Source organism: Stenotrophomonas maltophilia, assembly GCF_002799245.1.
Taxonomy (GTDB): domain Bacteria; phylum Pseudomonadota; class Gammaproteobacteria; order Xanthomonadales; family Xanthomonadaceae; genus Stenotrophomonas; species Stenotrophomonas maltophilia_S.
Genome location: NZ_NEQV01000003.1, coordinates 12,524 through 28,987, shown reverse-complemented (window position 1 = coordinate 28,987; position 16,464 = coordinate 12,524). Strand labels below are relative to the sequence as shown.

Below are 16,464 nucleotides of genomic sequence, written 5' to 3'. Positions count from 1 at the left end.
GCGGGACTCACGGAACAGGCACGGCAGACGGCGCCGCGCTGCATTCTAGCCAGTGCAATGCTGCAATCAGTAGGTGCCGAACGGCACTTCAACCACGATCGGCGCCACGCCCTCGCCCGCCTGCAGGGTGTAGCGGTCCAGCGCACCATCGTCATCGGCGTGCGGCTGGCGCTGGAAATGCAGGGGATAACGCTCATCGCCCACGCGCACGGCACTGCCATCGGCCTCCAGCGCGGCACCTTCGGGAACCAGCAACCCACCCAGGTCGCTGTAGGCCCCCGGCACATCGGCGAAGCCATAGTCGGCCAGTTCGTCCACCCGCTGCATCGCATAGACGTGCGGCAGGTAAGGACGCGCCGGGCTGCGGCCATTGCTCAGGTCGGTCACCCAGGCCTGCGGCAGATGGTACTGCTCGCGCAGTGCGGCCACGCCCAGCGACGGGCTGGCCACCTGCAGGCAGCACACCGCGCGCTTGCCCTCACGGTCGACGATGGCGAATCGATCGCCGCGGGTGGCGGCCTGCGGCAACATCGCGAAAGCCAGGTTGCGCTGTGCAGGCGCGTAGCCGGCCTCGGTCTGCAGGTTGCGCCAGGCGCCGAACACCGGCGTTTCCGCGGCGGCGGCCGGCACCGGCTCGGCGGCGGAGGCGGCAAACGCCACGCCCAGCAGCGACAGCGCCAGTACCGTCATCGCCCTGCTCTTGTCGCGGAAACTGCCTGCCGTCATACCGTATCCAACACCTGCGCCGGAATGGCCCGGCCTGCCCGCTGGCGTGCTGCCAGTCATCCCTGCCACTATGCAATGACCACGCTGTGCCGGCAATGACCGGGACGCTGACGCCTTTCGCGCGCCGGGTGCTATCGTTCCGCCCATCTTCCCCTGCGCAGGAGCGCTCGCATGTCCGCCTTCCGTCTGTCCCTGTTGCTGCCTGCGTCGGCCCTGCTGCTGTCGGCCTGCGTCAGCACCCCTGGCCCCCAGGTCAAGGGCACCGGCCACTGCGACGCCAGCCAGCTGGGCTGGGCGATCGGCCAGCCGGCCAACGAAGCCAACATCCGCCGCCTGTCCAGCGAGAGCGGCGCCGGCCTGGTCAACCCGATCGGCCCCAGCACCATCACCACCCGGGACATCCGCCAGGATCGCCTGCGTGTATACGTGGACAAGGACAACATCATCACGTCCACGCGCTGCGAATAAGCGCCACGGAGGTTCCTGCAGCGCCGGGCAGGGCCCGGCCCTGCGGTTCAGGGTTCGGTGTACCCCGCGCAGTCCGGCAGCGCCTGGTCGGGGTGGAATACCCCATCGCTGAAGCGGAACAATCGCGAATAGCTGCACGCCGGGTCCTGCTCGGTGCGCAGGTCCTTCTTCTTCAGCGGGCCCTTGGCCAGCGAATCCTCGAAGCGCGAAACACCCGCCGGGAACCGGGTCGCCACCGTCTGGTAGCGCAGCACCGGCATGCCCTCGGCCGCCGTATCCAGCGCCAGCTTTGCCGAGAACCCGTATTCGTCGTGGCAGGCGCCTGCGCGCTGCTTCATGTCCTGCTCGCTGAAGCAGGCGCGGATCATCGCGTTGCCCAGCCATGGCAGGGTCAGCACGTCGTCGTCCACCTGGATGTCGTCCTGCAGGTGACGCACGCGCGCCAGCTGCAGCGTGGACGCGTCGGCCCCACCGCCGGAGTACATCGTGCTGAATCTGACGATGCCGCCGACCAGCACGTTCTGGCGCGCGCGCTGCTGCGGGTCGCTCACTGTTTCATCGCTGCCCACACCCGGCGCCAGGCGCACGATCCAGGGCCACAGCGACAGCTCGCTTTCCTGCGGCACGTCGATGCTGACGTGGTAGACGTGCGGCTCTCTTTCACCGGCCAACCGTTCAGAGACTTCCAGCATGGTCGGCCGATCGCCGTCCTCGGCCACCGGCTGCACACGCACGCACCAGGCACGATCGAGGGTGCAGTGCTGCATGCGTGCTCCGCCCTGCCCGCCCTGTTCCAGCACCTGCCCCAGCGGCTCCATCACGTTGCCAGCGGCGTCACGCTGCTGCGGCAGGATCGAGGGCTGGGCCAGCACCAGCAGCGGGGTCGCCAGCAATGCAGCGCACAGGACGGCGCGGGCGGGAACGGAATGCATGGGCGGCTCCTGCGGCAGGGAAACCGATGGTAACCGCTGTCCCGCCAGAGTAGAGCCTGCTCGGCGTCGCCTTTGTAGAGTCCAGCCATGCTCGACTGCCCTGTCCAACAGACGGCAGCCGAACATGGGCCCAGCTCTGCAGCAAAGCCGCGCCGCCTCCGTCAATGCCCGCTGCAGTCGCAGCTACCCCACCCTTTCGCCTTCGACGTCTGGCCGATTCCCGGGTTGAACGTGTTGCTCGGGTCCAGCTGCCGGTAGAACCCGGCCAATGCCGGCTTGGCCGGGTACAGGTGGCCGACATTGTGCTCGGCCGGATACTCGGCGCCGCGCTGGTCCAGCAATGCCCACATCGCGTGCTCGATCGCCATCGGGTCTTCGCCCTTGCGCGCGATGTAGTCCTGATGGAACACGTGGCACAGGAAGTGACCGTAGTACAGCTTGTGCAGCAGGCGCCCATCGATATCCGCCGGCAACTGCTCGAACCAGTCGGCATCATCGCGGCGCAGGGCAATGTCCAGCGCCACGATGTCCTGCACCTGGTCGCGATGCACTTCGCGGTAGCGCACCGCGGCGCCTGCCACCGCGAAGCGATGCAGGAACGCCTTGCGCCCCTCATCCGCCGTGCAGTGGAAATAATCGCCTTCGTGCCCGGCGAAAAATCCGCGCAGCCAGGCCTCGGTGTCCGCTGCGTCCTGCGCGGAGACCTTCAGCAACAGGTGATGCTCATAACGCTGGCGGAACTCCCCCATGCGCTTGGGCAGGTGCGACGGCAGCAGGCCGGTCAGCACCTGCATCACCCGGTCGGTCACTCCACGCAGGCCCAACCGCTCGAACCAACCGTCGACGCGGCTCTTCAAAGCGAACGCGGCCGGCACGCGTGCGGTGCCCAGGCGGTCGATCAGCAGGAAGCTGTCCTTGCCGTAGCGCTCGCCGATGTCATAGGCGTCGCGGTGGATGTACTCACCGGCAATCGGCAGGCGCTCGAAGCCGGTCAGCAGCTGGCGCCGGATCGCGGTGAGGCTGTCGGTGCGGTTGCTGCCGATGTAGAACACTTCGGCGGCTTCCTTTTCGAACGTGTCCAGGCGCACCGCGAACACCGCCAGCTTGCCGGCCGAACCCGCCGCTTCGAAGTGGCGGCTGGGATCGGCGTTGAAGCGCGCCGGCGTATCGGCATCGACCCTGCGTACTTCCTCGGCGTAGCGTGGATCGGATGCAGCGCGGCCGTCGCCATCACCCACGTCAGCGGCGCGGTAGTCGCCGGCCTGCAACCGCTGCAGGATCTGCTCGGGCGTATCCCCCAGCGCGATGCCCAGATGATTGACCAGCTGCAGCTGGCCCTGCGCATCGACCTGCGCATACAGCGCCAGCTCGGTGTAGGCCGGGCCGCGGCGCACCAGCGCACCACCGGAGTTGTTGCAGATGCCGCCCAGCACCGAGGCGCCGATGCAGGACGAGCCGATCACCGAATGCGGTTCGCGGCCCAGCGGTGCCAGCGTCTGCTCCAGTCGGTCCAGCGTCGCACCGGGCAGGCACAGCACCTGGCGGCCATCGTTCAACAGCTGGATGCCGGTCAGGCGCAGCGTGCTGACCAGCACGACAGGCCGGCCATAGTCATTGCCGTCCGGGGTCGAGCCACCGGTCAGGCCGGTATTGGCCGCCTGCAGGATGATCGCGGCCCCGCCCTGCACCGCGGCCTGCAGCACGTGCCACAGTTCCAGCAAGGTACCCGGGCGCACCACCGCCAGCACCGGGCCGTCGCCGAAGCGGTAGCCGCGACGGAAGCGGCGGGTGGCCTTGTCGCCGGTCAGTACATGGCCACTGCCAACCGCATCGCGCAACTGCGCCAGCACGGCATCATGGCCACTCATCGCAGGCTGACCAGTGAATCGCGGCCGATGTCGGCGATGCGGCGCGCACCGGTCAGCGTCATCGCCACGCGCATTTCCTTGGCGATCAGGTCCAGCAGGTTGGCCACGCCGGCCTCACCCTGCGCGGCCAGCGCATAGACGAAGGCGCGGCCCAGCAGCACGGTATCGGCACCCAGCGCCAGCATGCGCACCACGTCCAGGCCGGTACGGATGCCCGAATCGGCGAGGATCTTCAGGTCCCCCTGCACCGCATCGGCGATGGCCGGCAATGCTCGTGCAGTGGACAGCACGCCATCCAGCTGGCGGCCACCGTGGTTGGAGACCACGATGCCATCGGCACCGAACTTGACCGCATCGCGCGCGTCATCCGGGTCGAGGATGCCCTTGATCACCATCGGTCCCTTCCAGAACTCGCGGATCCACTCCAGGTCCTTCCAGGAAATGGATGGATCGAAGTTGCTGCCCAGCCAGCCGATGTAGTCCTCCAGCCCGGTCGGATTGCCGCGGTAAGTGGAAATGTTGCCCAGATCATGCGGGCGGCCGAACAGGCCCACGTCCCAGGCCCAGTGCGGGTGCGTGATGGCCTGGCCGATGCGGCGCAGCGAGGCGTTCGGGCCACTCATGCCCGAGTGTGCATCACGGTAGCGCGCGCCCGGCACCGGCATGTCCACGGTGAACACCAGCGTGGTCACGCCTGCGGCCTGCGCCCGCTCCAGCGCATTGCGCATGAAGCCACGGTCGCGCAGCACGTACAGCTGGAACCACATCGGCCGCTGGATGGCCGGTGCCACTTCCTCGATCGGGCACACCGACACCGTGGACAGGGTGAACGGGATGCCGCGGCTGTCGGCCGCACGCGCCGCCTGCACCTCGCCACGACGGGCATACATGCCGGTCAGGCCGACCGGTGCCAGCGCCACCGGCATCGCCAGTTTTTCACCGAACAGCTCGGTTTCCAGGCTCAGGTCGGACATGTTGCGCAGGATGCGCTGGCGCAGCGCGATGTCGGACAGGTCGGAAACGTTGCGCTTCAGCGTGTGCTCGGCATACGCGCCGCCATCGATGTAGTGGAACAGGAACGGCGGCAGCCGGCGTTCGGCAGCAGCACGGTAATCGGTGGAGGCGGAGATGATCATGGGGTCAACCGTGTGGGGAAGGTAGACGCGAGGCCCGCGCACGCCGGGCTTCGTTGTCATCGAGGGTGCGCAGCGTGGTGTGCACGAACTCGAGGTGGGCATGCGCGGCGGCGCGCGCGCGTTCCGGGTCACCGGCCAGCACCGCGTCCATCATCTCGCGGTGCTGGTCGGACAACGGCGAGAAGGTCCTCGCCGAGGTGTAGAGCTTCTCGCGGCTCTGCGAAATGTTGGTCTGCAGCAGCTCGAACAGCCCGCGCATCACCTGCAGCAGCACCAGATTGTGCGAGGCCTCGGCGATGGACAGGTGGAAGGCCGCGTCGGCCTCGGCTTCACCGGTGGGGTCGTCCTTGCCGTGCGCGTCCATCATGGTCTGGAAGGCCTGCGCGATGCGCGTGCGGTCCTCGTCGGTGGCACGCAGCGCGGCGTGCCAGGCGGTGGCACCTTCCAGCGCGTGGCGGATCTCCAGCACGTCGAAGCGGTACTCCGGGTCGCCCTGGAACAACGGCAGGTACGGGGCCAGCGGTTCATCCAGCGCCTGCCGCGCGCGCGCCGCGGGTTCGGCCACATAGGTGCCGCCACCGACCCGTGCGGTCAGCAGGCCCTGGCTGGCCAGCTGCGCGATGGCCTCGCGCAACGCCGTACGCGAGACCCCCAGCTGCACCGCCAGGGTGCGCTCGGCCGGCAGCCGATCGCCCGGCTGCAGCCGCTGTTCCTGCACCAGGCCGCGCAGCTGCGCGGCCACCTTGTCCGAAATACGTTGCGTGCTCATGGCGCCATTGTGGCCCGAAGCGCGCAGCAGGAGGTCAGGCCGCGCGACATGGCTCAGGGAATCATCCAGGTCAGCCAGTAAGCCTGGGCCAGGGTGATCAGGCCGACCATCGTGGTGAAGATCAGGCTGTGCTTGACCGTGAAACGGAACAGGTCCGACTCCTTGCCGGCCAGGCCGACCGCGGCACAGGCAATGGCGATCGACTGCGGTGAGATCATCTTGCCGGTGACACCGCCGGTGGTGTTGGCCGCCACCAGCAGCACGTCGGACACGCCGATCTGCTGCGCGGTGGTGGCCTGCAGCGCCGAGAACAGCGCATTGGACGAGGTGTCCGAACCGGTCAGGAACACGCCCAGCCAGCCCAGGAACGGCGAGAAGAACGGGAAGGCCTTGCCGGTGTGCGCCAATGCCAACGCCAGCGTCGCCGACAGGCCCGAGTAGTTGGCAATGAAGGCGAAGGCCAGCACCATGCCGATCGAGTAGATCGGCATGCGCAGCTCACGCACGGTTTCACCGAAGGTCTGCAGCGCCGAACGGGCCGGCATGCGCAGCGCGATGATGGCGATCAGCGCGGCGAGGATGATCGAGGTGCCGGTGGCCGAGAACCAGTCGAATTTGTAGATCGCCTCGTAGCTGAGCGGCGCGTCCACGATCGGCGGCATCTTCTGCACCATCTTGTCCAGCCCCGGCACCGGGATCTTCAGCACCCAGCTTTGCAGCGGGCCGCCTGCCGCGAACAACGACTTGAACGGCTTGACGCTCCACAACGTGACCATCGCGGTGAGGATCAGGAAGGGTGACCACGCTTTGGCGATCTGGCCGGCGCTGTAGCGCGGCGCCTCCAATGCCTGTGCGGCCGCCTCGGCGCTGGTTTCGGTATCGAAGCGGAAGATCCGCACCGGCTTCCAGCGGCGCAGGAACAGGGTCAGGCAGACCAGCGACGCCAGCGAGGCGGTGATGTCCGGCAGCTCCGGGCCGATGAAGTTGGAGGTCAGGTACTGCGCGATGGCGAACGAGCCGCCTGCCACCAGCACCGCCGGCCAGGTTTCCTTGATGCCGCGCCAGCCATCCATGATCGCCATGATCCAGAACAGCACGATCACGGTCAGGAACGGCAGCTGGCGGCCGGCCATCTGGCCGATTTCGAAGGCGTCCAGGCCGGTGACCTGCCCGGCCACGATGATGGGAATGCCCATCGCGCCGAAGGCCACCGGCGCGGTGTTGACGATCAGGCACAGGCCAGCGGCATACAGCGGCTTGAAGCCCAGCCCGACCAGCAGCGCCGCGGTGATCGCCACCGGCGCACCGAAGCCGGCCGCGCCTTCCAGGAAGGCACCAAACGCGAAGCCGACCATCAGCATCTGCAGGCGCTGATCCTCGGTGACCGACAGGATCGAGGCGCGGATGATGTCGAACTGCCCGGTCTTGACCGAGACCTTGTAGAGGAACACCGCGCCGATGATGATCCAGGCGATCGGCCACAGGCCGTAGACGAAGCCGAAGCCGGCCGCGCCCAGCGCCTGGGTCAGCGGCATGCGGTAGAACAGCAGGGCCACGCCGAGTGCGATGGCCACGGTGATCGTGCCCGCCAGCCAGCCCTTCATGCGCAGCACGGCCAGGGCAACGAAGAAGAACGCGATCGGCAGCAGCGCGATCAGGCTGGACAACCACAGGTTGCCGGCGGGGTCGTACAGGTGTTGCCAGGGCTGCATGAAGACTCTCGACTGGATGCGGAAGATGCCCCACCGCAGGCGGTGGATCGCCGTGACTGCCGATTATTGGTATTACCAATAATAGTTTCGATCAGACCACTTGCGGCAGATTTAACCGCCACTCCGACGACGAGCCTATTAGACCATAGGGCTAGACCCAATCTTGGTCAGACCATTGCGGCTGATTACGGTAGCGCTGGCCGGCAACCCGGCATTCCTTACGAAATCCGTTTCTCCAACCGCCGCATCACCGCCAGCACCAGCACGCACAGCACGCTGACGCCGATCGCAATCACGTATTTGCCGATGCCTACGGCGATGCCGATGGCCGCCGCCATGATCAGCGAGCTTGCGGTGGTCAATCCGCTGACCTGGTCCTCGCGTGAGCCGCGCAGGATGGTGCCGGCGGCCACGAAGCCGACGCAGGCCACCACCGCCTCGATCAGGCGTACCGGGTCGACCTGCAGCAGGTCGCGGTAGCGCTCCTGCTGGAAATGTTCGGCCACCGAGTCGCCGAGGCCGACGATCAGCGCGGCGGCCCCGGCGATCAGCATGTGCGTGCGCAGGCCGGCGGCATGCTTGCCCATTTCGCGCTCGACACCGAGCACACCGCCGAACAGCATCGCTGCGGCTACGCGCAGCAGGATCGAGACATCCTGGCTGAGTTCCATGGGAAAGCTCCGGGAGTTTCCCGGAGCGTCGCGTGGCACCCGTGGCACAGAGGTGAAGGCCGCGCCACAGCGCGTTCACCCGGTCCTGCGTTCAACGCATCGCTGCGCGAGATAGCCACCATCGATGGCGTAGTAGGTGCCGGTTGCGAACGAGGCATCGTCGCTGGCCAGCCAGGCCACCAATGCCGCCACTTCCTCCGCCGTACCCAGCCGCTTCAGCGCGTGCCGTCCTTCCAGCGTGGCGCGCACCTTCGGGTCCATCTTCTCCAGCAGCGGCGTGCTGATGAAACCCGGGCCGACCGCGTTGACACGGATACCGTCGGCCGCATGTTCCCACGCGGCGGTCTGGGTCAGCCCGACCACGCCATGCTTGGCCGCCACATAGGCGGTGGAACCGGCATAGCCCACCTGGCCCAGGATCGAAGCCATGTTGATGATGCTGCCGCCGGTACCGGCTGCCCGCATCGCCTGGATCTGCGCACGCTGGCACAGGAACACGCTGGTGAGGTTGACGTCGATCACGCGCTGCCAGCCATCGATCGGGTAGTCGCCGCTGCTGGCCGCCGGCCCACCGATACCGGCATTGTTGACCGCCACATGCAGGCCGTCGAGTTCCTTGATCGTGCGCTGCACCGCCGCCTCCACCGCCGCATCGTCGGTGACGTCCAGGGCGATGCCGATGGCCTGTGCACCGGCGCTGCGCAACTGCGCCACGGTGGCATCCACCGCTTCCTGCTTCAGGTCCCAGACCGAAATACGCGCACCGGACGCGGCCAGCGTCTGCGCCACGGCCAGGCCGATGCCCGACACGCCGCCGGTCACGATCGCGGTCTTGCCGGTCAACTGGTAATCAATCATCTGCATTCTCCATCGGTGGGGGTATCGATGCGGCGCACCGCCGCTAACCGACCACACTACGCCGCCGGCTGTGACGAGCAGACCAACAGCGTGTCTGCGGATGATCGTTCCAGCAATGAAACCTCAACCGAAGTTCATGTAGGGAATCAAGTACGGATATAGGGCCAAAACGCTGGCGTATGTTCCACACCCGCTTCAACTTGGCCGTAATGACCAATCGGTTTGACCCTATTCAAATCCCATGCGGACGATTCGCAGCGACAATGGGAAACGTTTCCAGATTATTCGACACATTCCATCCAGCCTGGCGCCTGCCGGCCCTCCAGAATGCCCGCGACGCGGTTGCACAGGGGCCGATGGCCGCCAGCGTCTCCCCTACTGCACGTGCCGAGCGATGTCCCGATATTTCACCTTTGCCGATTACCGCCGTTTCGGCCAACGCCATGGCTTCGATTACCGCGCCGATCCGGAACACCTGCGCGACGACCAGTGGGCCGGCCGCGGCGAAGTCAACGAACAGTTCATGCGCGGCGGCATGAGCCTGATCGCCTCCGACGTGCATAACCGGTTCCCCTATGTGGCGACCGCGCAGCAGCGTCCGGGGCTCGCCATCCGCGTGATGCTGCAGGGCCAGGTCGACGTGCGCATCCCGCGACGCGGAGGATTCACCTTGCGTGCCGGCACCGCGATGACCGCCCACCATCGCGACCAGATCGAGATGACCGGCGCGCACCCCGGCGAAACCCGCCTGCGCGGGGTCAGCGTGATCGTGCCTGGAGGAATCGATGCAGACGTCTTCCAGATGCCACAGCTGGAAGAAGCGCTTGGCACGCACCTGGAATGCCGCCACTGGGCCATTCCCCACGCCATGCTGCCGGTGCTGGGACAGTTGTTCGACAGCCCGTGGCAGGACGGCATCGACGCCCTGTGGCGCGAGGGCGTGGCACTGCAGCTGCTGGCCCTCGGCCTGCAGGCCGAGGACCTGCAGACCGACCCGGTGCGCACGCTGCGTGCTGGCCAGCGCGAGCGCCTGGAACGGGTGCGCCGCTACCTGCATGACGACCCAAGCCATGCCCACAGCCTGGTCGAGCTGGCCCGGCTGGCCTGCATGAGCCCCAGCTCATTGCGCCGCCATTTTGCCCAGCAGTATGGAAGCTCGGTGTTCGATTACCTGCACGAGCAGCGCATGCGCCACGCCGAACAGGGCCTGCGCGAGGACGGCTGGACGGTTGAACAGGCAGCCGCCGCCAGCGGCTACCGCCATCCCAGCAACTTCGCCGCCGCATTCCGCAAGCGCTTCGGCCTGGTCCCCAGCCGCTGGCGTACCGGCCCCTCGAAGGTGGAGTGAACTCCGTCCAGCAGCGTCGGGCACCGGCCCGGCGCCGCTGCAGGCACTAATCCAGGCCCCTGCCCTGCAGCGCCTGCATCACCGCTGCCGGCAACTTGCAGGGGTGCTTCGGATCACTGTCAATGCGCCATCCCTGCCCCAGCAGCACACCGGCGCCTTCATCCGACCTGCCTTCCCGCGGCCTGCATTGCACCGCAGCGGCCCGTACCCGGCCATCCTGATCCACCCACTGCCGCAGCCGGTAGGCGGGGCCCTCATCTTCGCCGTACTCGAAGCTGACCTCGACCATGCCGGGAACGTGGTCACCGCCCTCCTGTGCCGCAACAATGCTCATTCCACCCGACGCGAACGTGCGCTGTGCCAGCACCTTCTGTTCGCCATCCAGCAGCGCGACCCGCGTCTTCCACGCCCCATCGTGCCCGACATCCTCTCGTGTCCAGACGCGCTCGTTCGACAGCGGCAGGATCTGTGCATGGACCGGCGGCAGCACCTCGCGGCCATCGGCCAGCATCATTCCGTAGCGGCCGTCGCGCAGGAAGATCAGGTAGCTGGCCGCAAGCGCCTCGACCGACCCGAATGCCGGCGCCACCAGGCGCCCCAGTGCGGAGTTGTAGAGATGCGAGTTCCCCTCCACGTCATCCAGCACCAGCAACGGCGGTGCGATGTACTCCTCGCGCAGCCGCAGACCCTGCGGCATCAGGTGCGGCTTCAGTTCGGCATCGATCCATAGCCGCGGGCTTTCCTCACCCGCCAGCGTTCCCATCACGCCGGCCTCGGCCGCGCGATAGCCGGTCACGCCGGCCTGTTCAAACAGCACCTTGCCATCACAATCCAGGATGGCAGCGCTGGCACCGCCATGGGCAATGCGGAGCCGCCAGGGGAAGGTGGGATGCGTATGGAAGCCCAGCGACTGCACCTTGCCGGTCACCTGGGCCTGCGCGTCGACGATCACGTCATTCCCGTCCTCACCGCGCAGCAGCCAGCGCCCGGGGCAGTAGTCCTCCACCGCGCCGCTGGCTGGCACGGGCAGTACGACGAAGCGTCCATCCTCCAGCAGCCATCCGCGTTCGGGTGTATCACTGTCCAGACCGTTGGCATGCCGGCGTGCCTCCAGCGGGGCGCTTGCGGTTTCGTCGGTGCTGGCGCTGCTGCGGTAGTGCGGCCACAGCGCTGCACCTTGATACAGCGCGTGGTCGACACGCGCGCCTGCAGCATCGGTACGCATCCACGTGTCGCGCCGGCGCAACCACCAGCCGCTGTCACCCGCAGGCCGCGCTTCGTCGAAGTCGCCACTCAGCAGTACGGAACCCGTTTCGTCCTGCACACGGCAGGTCCCCATCTCATGGTCAGCACAGATCACATAGGCGCGCCGGCCGGCGAACGGTCCCCCCACCCAGAACTCCGGCGCGTCGATGCGCAGGACCTCGCGGCCGTCCAGGCTGAAGAACCGGGTGCCACCATCGCGGCCCTGCCAGACGATCCGATCCGGAGACAGCAGGTTCCATTCACCGGCCTCGCGGGTGGGCTTGAAATGCAGCTTGCCCTGCGCATCGGCCAGACCGGTACCGAGGTAGCGCTCCTGTGCATCGCGCATCTCGACATGCCAGAGCGTGTCGCTGCCTTGCAGGCGGTCGCCATAGCGGATGCGACCGGCAGATTCATGCAGCAGGCGGCCTTCGTCATCGAACCACTGCGAGCGCGGCGCCTGGCCGCTGGCTGACTGCCTGTACCAATCGCTGCGGTACCAGCGATCCGGCCCCAGCGGGGTGAGATTCGCAGCGCCGGGAGCCACCCGCAGGCGACCCTCCGCACTGATCAGGGCGTTGCCCTCGAACCCTTCAAGGCGGGGCGCGAACGCCCCCGTAGCGGCCATCGCCGGTGCTGCCGCCAGCATCGCGCAGCAGAACAACATCCCTTTCATCGTGCACACCCTCCAAGGCAGGGGTGCACGCTATGCGATGACGCTGGCCGATGCAATGCAACCGCGGCCCACAGTGCGGGCCGCAGTCAGCCATGCCTCAATACACCGGCAGATCGATGTAGCTGGCCTGCGCGGCGCTGTGCCAGACCCGTTGCGTGGCCTTCTGGTAATCGCCCGGCCTGGCCAGGTAGATGTTCGGCACGTAGGTCTGCGGATTGCGGTCATACAGCGGGAACAGGCTGGACTGCACCTGCACCATCACCCGGTGGCCCTTCTGGAAGGTGTGGTTGGCGTTGGGTAGGTCGAAGCGGTACGGCAGCACCTGGTTGGCAGCCAGCGGCTTCGGCTCGCTGAAGCTCTCGCGGTAGCGGCCACGGAAGATCGCCAGCGACACTGGCAGCTCGTAGCCACCCATCTCCGGCGTAGATGCTTCCTGGTCCGGATACACGTCGATCAGCTTCACCACCCAGTCACTGTCCGTGCCGCTGGTCGAGGCCTGCAGGTGCACCACCGGCGCGCCACCGATGCGCAGCGGCGCGGTCAGCGGTTCAGTGATGAAGGTCAGCACATCCGGGCGGCCATCGACGAAGCGCTGGTCCTTGACCAGCCAGGTGGTCCACATGTCGCGGTCGCCGAAGCGGACCGGGCGCGGCACGAACGGCACCGGCTTGGCCGGGTCGGACACATACTCTTCGAAATCGCCCTCGCCTGCCGCCGGCGCCTGGAACGCCAGCTTGCCGCCGGCGCGCAGGTACAGCGGCTTGCTGCTGGCAGCACAGCCCTTGTCACAGCTGCGTGGCCAACCCTTCAGGCGGTCCCAGTGGTTCTCGCCGGTGTTGTAGATCAGCACCGGCGGTGTATCGGCCTTCGGCGCACCGTCCACCAGGTACTGGTCGAAGAACGGCTTGAGCACATCGCGGCGGAACTGCAACGCGGTATCACCATCGAACTTCAGCGCGCCCAGCTCGCTGCCGCTGTAGTTGACCTGGCTGTGCCGCCACGGGCCCATCACCAGGTAATTGCGGTTGTTGCCGCTGTCGCGCCCTTCCATCGCCTGGTAGGCATGGTTGGCACCCCACATGTCCTCCTGGTCCCACAGGCCCTGCAGCCACATGGTTGGCACCTTCAACGGTGTTTTCGCCATCACCGCGTCCAGCGCCTGGCCCTGCCAGAAGCCGTCATAGGCCGGGTGCTCGACCAGCTTCTTCCACCAGGTCAGCTGGTCCACGCCGGTGAAGCGCGCATAGTCGCCTGCCGAACCGATGCGCAGGAAGGTGCTGTAGTCGTCGTAGCCAAGGCTGGGCAACGGCGTACCCTTGCCGCGCTTCTCGGTCTGCATCGCGAAGTAATTGAAGTTGACCTGGCGGAATGCACCGTAGTTGAGCCAGTCGTCACCCATCCAGCCATCGACCATCGGGCTCTGCGGCGCGGCGACCTTCAGCGCCGGATGCGGATCGGTCAGCGCCATCACCACAGTGAAACCCTCGTACGAAGAGCCCAGCATGCCGACCTTGCCATTGCTCTCCGGCACGTTCTTCACCAGCCAGTCGATGGTGTCCCAGGCGTCGGTGGAATGGTCGACCCTGGTGTTGTTCAACGGCCCGCGCAGCGGCCGGGTCATCACGTAATCGCCCTCGGAGCCGTACTTGCCACGGATATCCTGGAACACGCGGATGTAACCACCGTCGACAAACACCTCGTCGCCTTGCGGCAGCAGGTCGCGCATGCGCGGTGAATCACTGCGGCTGGCGCGACCGGCGGCATCGTAGGGGGTGCGGGTCAACAGGATCGGCGCATTGTGGGCGCCCTTGGGCACCACGATCACCGTATACAGTTTGGTGCCATCACGCATCGGCACCATCACCACGCGCTTGTCGTAGTCACGACCGACATCAGGGGCAACGAAGGGCTTGCCGCTGATGTCCGGGGTCATCGGCGGGGTATCGGCGGCCAGCACGGTGCTGGACAGGCACAGGGCGATGGCTACAGCAACGGCACGCACACGCATGGACAACCCCTCCCGGCAGGAAAGCCTCAAGCCTACTCCTGCCCTGTGCCGTGAAGTGTGTGCAGGCTTTGCAATCTGCGGCGGATGCAGGCAGGACTGATGGCACATGTGCTGCTCGGTGGGCACGCACAGACCCGACGCTGGAGAGCCGGGCCCACGCTCGGCTGCTCGCCCGCCAGGTCGCGGCGGCCTGAGCCGAGCGTGGGCTCGGCCCTACCACATCAGGCCGCCGGCACTTCGTGCAGCGCCAGCCAGCGCCAACGACCCTCTTCCTGCCGCAGCACGGCCAGTGCCTCACGCCAGGCCATCACACCTTCGGCAACGCCCTGCCCCTCGCGGTAGCGCAACATCGCCAACGGTGCCGGCACCGGAATGAACTGCGCGGCCTCGATCTCGATACGCAGGCCCGGGCGGGCGCCATGGCCACCGGCAAACATGCCGGCCAGGGCTTCGCGGTCCAGGCGCTGCCCGGCAATACCGACCATGCTGAAGTCGGCGCAGAAATGATCCATCAGCGCATCCAGCGTGCTGGCGGCCGCTTCCGCACGGAACCAGGCTTGCAGCTTGGCGATCAGATCATGGAACTCGTTCTCTGCGGTCATCGTCATTGCGTTGTCTCGGGTTGGGAAAGAGAGATCGATTGCGGCCGGCGCAGCAGCGCCATCGGCAACAGGGTCAGCGCGGCGGCCAGCCCCAGCGCCACGCCGGTGGCGTGGGCCGGCAGCCATTGCATGGCCAGTGCCAGCAGCAGCGCGATGGCCGCGGTGCCCAGGCAGAAGCTCAGCTGGCGATTGAGATTCCAGAGGGCGCTGGCATCGCCCAGCGCCTCATCCTCCACGCCATGGAAGGCCAGCGTCTGCGCGGTACTGCTGCACAGGCTGCCGCCGGCGCCCATCAGCGCGAACAGCAGCCCGGCCAACGCGAAGCGCGGCTCCGGCAGCAGCGCCATCAACAGCAACCCACTGGCCTGCAGGAGCATGCCGGCGCACAGTACTGTGGCCGGGCCAAAGCGGACCTGCAGACGCTTGCTGGCGGTGATCGCGATGGCCGAAGCCAGCGCCCAGGGCAGCATCAATGCGCCGATGCGTGCAGCGCTGTAACCGGCCTGGTGCAGCTGCAGGGTACTGGCCAGCTGGCTGCCGATGAACACGCCGGGTACCGCGAGATACACCAGCATCGCCAGCCGCAGTCCGCGATGGAACAGCAGCGACCAGCGCAGCAATGGCTGTGCCTGCCGGCGTGCATGCCGCAGGTGGGCCGCCGCCAGCAGCAGCGCAGCCAGCAGCAACACGGCACCTGCGCCGCGATGTCCAGGCTCGCCCAGCCAGGTCAGCGCCAACAGCAGCGCGCCCAGCGCCAGCATCGCGGTGGACAGCGCATAGGCCTGCAAGCGCGGCGCACTGCGCGCGCCATCGGCCGGCATCCAGGCCAGCACCAGGCCGATTGCCACCACCGCCAATGGCAGGCTGGCCCACAGCACACCGCGCCAGGACAACCACTGCACCAGCAGCCCGCCCAGCGCGGGCGCCAATGCCGGCACCAGCAGCGCCACCAGCAGGATGCGGCGGGTCAGTGCACCACGCTGGTCGGGCGTGCATTGCCGGTACGCCGCGGCTTGCGTCACTGGAATCAGCAGGCCACCGGCCAACCCCTGCAACAGACGCCAGCCGAGCAGCCAGCCGATCCCCGGTGCGGCGCCTGCCAGCGCAGCGGCAACCGCGAACAACAGCAACGCCACCAGCAGCAAGCGACGCTCACCGCAGCGCGCAGCCAGCCAGGGCGCCAGTGGAATCACCACGCTCAGGCCCAGCATGTAGGCCGTGCCGACCCAGGCCAGGGTGCCGATATCGGCGTGCAGCTCCGCTGCCAATGCCGGATAGGCCACCGTGGCGATGAACATGTTGACCAGATCCAGGGCGAACACCAGCAGGAAGATCGCCTCATGGCGCAGGCGGGGGGACGGCATCGGCGGCGCTCCAGCAGAGAGGCCGTCAGCATGCCGCCCGTGGGTTGTTGGAAAAACACGACAACAACTGCAACACTGTCA

Annotated in this window: 14 protein-coding genes; 2 read left to right on the top strand and 12 right to left on the bottom strand. The window is 67.2% G+C overall.

Annotation, left to right across the window (positions count from 1 at the left end):
• Positions 1-66 precede the first annotated feature (66 nt).
• Positions 67-726 carry a decarboxylase gene (locus B9Y64_RS11095; protein ID WP_100440737.1) on the bottom strand — a complete coding sequence of 220 codons (660 nt, stop codon included), beginning with the start codon at positions 724-726 and terminating at the stop codon, positions 67-69.
• A gap of 171 nt (positions 727-897) precedes the next feature.
• Here B9Y64_RS11095 and B9Y64_RS11090 point away from each other — a divergent pair, with 171 nt between their 5' ends.
• Positions 898-1,194, top strand: a complete 297-nt coding sequence (locus tag B9Y64_RS11090; RefSeq protein WP_100440736.1) for a hypothetical protein — start codon at positions 898-900, stop codon at positions 1,192-1,194.
• Between the two features lie 47 nt (positions 1,195-1,241).
• Here B9Y64_RS11090 and B9Y64_RS11085 read toward each other — a convergent pair whose 3' ends face one another.
• The 7 genes from B9Y64_RS11085 to B9Y64_RS11055 form a co-directional block, all read right to left on the bottom strand.
• Positions 1,242-2,126 (bottom strand): hypothetical protein, encoded by an 885-nt coding sequence (locus B9Y64_RS11085; protein ID WP_100440735.1) that lies wholly within the window; start codon positions 2,124-2,126, stop codon positions 1,242-1,244.
• Positions 2,127-2,287: 161 nt separating this feature from the next.
• Positions 2,288-3,994: a D-lactate dehydrogenase gene (gene dld / locus B9Y64_RS11080; RefSeq protein WP_100440734.1), complete on the bottom strand. Its 1,707-nt coding sequence runs from the start codon at positions 3,992-3,994 to the stop codon at positions 2,288-2,290.
• The gene (gene lldD / locus B9Y64_RS11075; protein WP_100440733.1) at positions 3,991-5,130 is read right to left on the bottom strand and encodes an FMN-dependent L-lactate dehydrogenase LldD; all 1,140 of its coding nucleotides are present in this window, start codon (positions 5,128-5,130) and stop codon (positions 3,991-3,993) included. Before lldD ends, dld begins: the two co-directional genes overlap by 4 nt.
• 4 nt (positions 5,131-5,134) lie before the next feature.
• A complete protein-coding gene (gene lldR / locus B9Y64_RS11070) occupies positions 5,135-5,899 on the bottom strand; it encodes a transcriptional regulator LldR (protein ID WP_012480578.1) in 765 nt (254 codons plus the stop codon).
• A 53-nt stretch (positions 5,900-5,952) separates the two neighbouring features.
• The gene (gene lldP / locus B9Y64_RS11065) at positions 5,953-7,611 is read right to left on the bottom strand and encodes an L-lactate permease (RefSeq protein ID WP_100440732.1); all 1,659 of its coding nucleotides are present in this window, start codon (positions 7,609-7,611) and stop codon (positions 5,953-5,955) included.
• Between the two features lie 218 nt (positions 7,612-7,829).
• Positions 7,830-8,282, bottom strand: coding sequence for an MgtC/SapB family protein (locus tag B9Y64_RS11060; RefSeq protein ID WP_100440731.1), 453 nt, complete (start codon positions 8,280-8,282; stop codon positions 7,830-7,832).
• 75 nt (positions 8,283-8,357) lie between these two features.
• Positions 8,358-9,140 (bottom strand): SDR family NAD(P)-dependent oxidoreductase, encoded by a 783-nt coding sequence (locus B9Y64_RS11055; RefSeq protein ID WP_100440730.1) that lies wholly within the window; start codon positions 9,138-9,140, stop codon positions 8,358-8,360.
• A 394-nt stretch (positions 9,141-9,534) separates the two neighbouring features.
• Here B9Y64_RS11055 and B9Y64_RS11050 point away from each other — a divergent pair, with 394 nt between their 5' ends.
• Entirely contained in the window at positions 9,535-10,488 is a 954-nt protein-coding gene (locus tag B9Y64_RS11050; protein WP_100440729.1) for a helix-turn-helix transcriptional regulator, read from the top strand.
• A gap of 46 nt (positions 10,489-10,534) precedes the next feature.
• Here the strand turns inward: B9Y64_RS11050 and B9Y64_RS11045 are convergent, their stop codons facing one another.
• The 4 genes from B9Y64_RS11045 to B9Y64_RS11030 all read right to left on the bottom strand — a co-directional run bounded on the left by B9Y64_RS11045 (position 10,535) and on the right by B9Y64_RS11030 (position 16,383).
• Complete coding sequence (locus B9Y64_RS11045) at positions 10,535-12,409, bottom strand: hypothetical protein (RefSeq protein WP_238379878.1); 1,875 nt, start codon at positions 12,407-12,409, stop codon at positions 10,535-10,537.
• Positions 12,410-12,506: 97 nt separating this feature from the next.
• Positions 12,507-14,417, bottom strand: coding sequence for a CocE/NonD family hydrolase (locus B9Y64_RS11040; RefSeq protein WP_100440728.1), 1,911 nt, complete (start codon positions 14,415-14,417; stop codon positions 12,507-12,509).
• A 221-nt stretch (positions 14,418-14,638) separates the two neighbouring features.
• Positions 14,639-15,025 (bottom strand): DUF4440 domain-containing protein, encoded by a 387-nt coding sequence (locus B9Y64_RS11035; RefSeq protein ID WP_100440727.1) that lies wholly within the window; start codon positions 15,023-15,025, stop codon positions 14,639-14,641.
• Positions 15,022-16,383: an MFS transporter gene (locus B9Y64_RS11030; RefSeq protein ID WP_100440726.1), complete on the bottom strand. Its 1,362-nt coding sequence runs from the start codon at positions 16,381-16,383 to the stop codon at positions 15,022-15,024. The genes B9Y64_RS11035 and B9Y64_RS11030 overlap by 4 nt, the downstream gene beginning before the upstream one ends.
• Positions 16,384-16,464 lie beyond the last annotated feature (81 nt).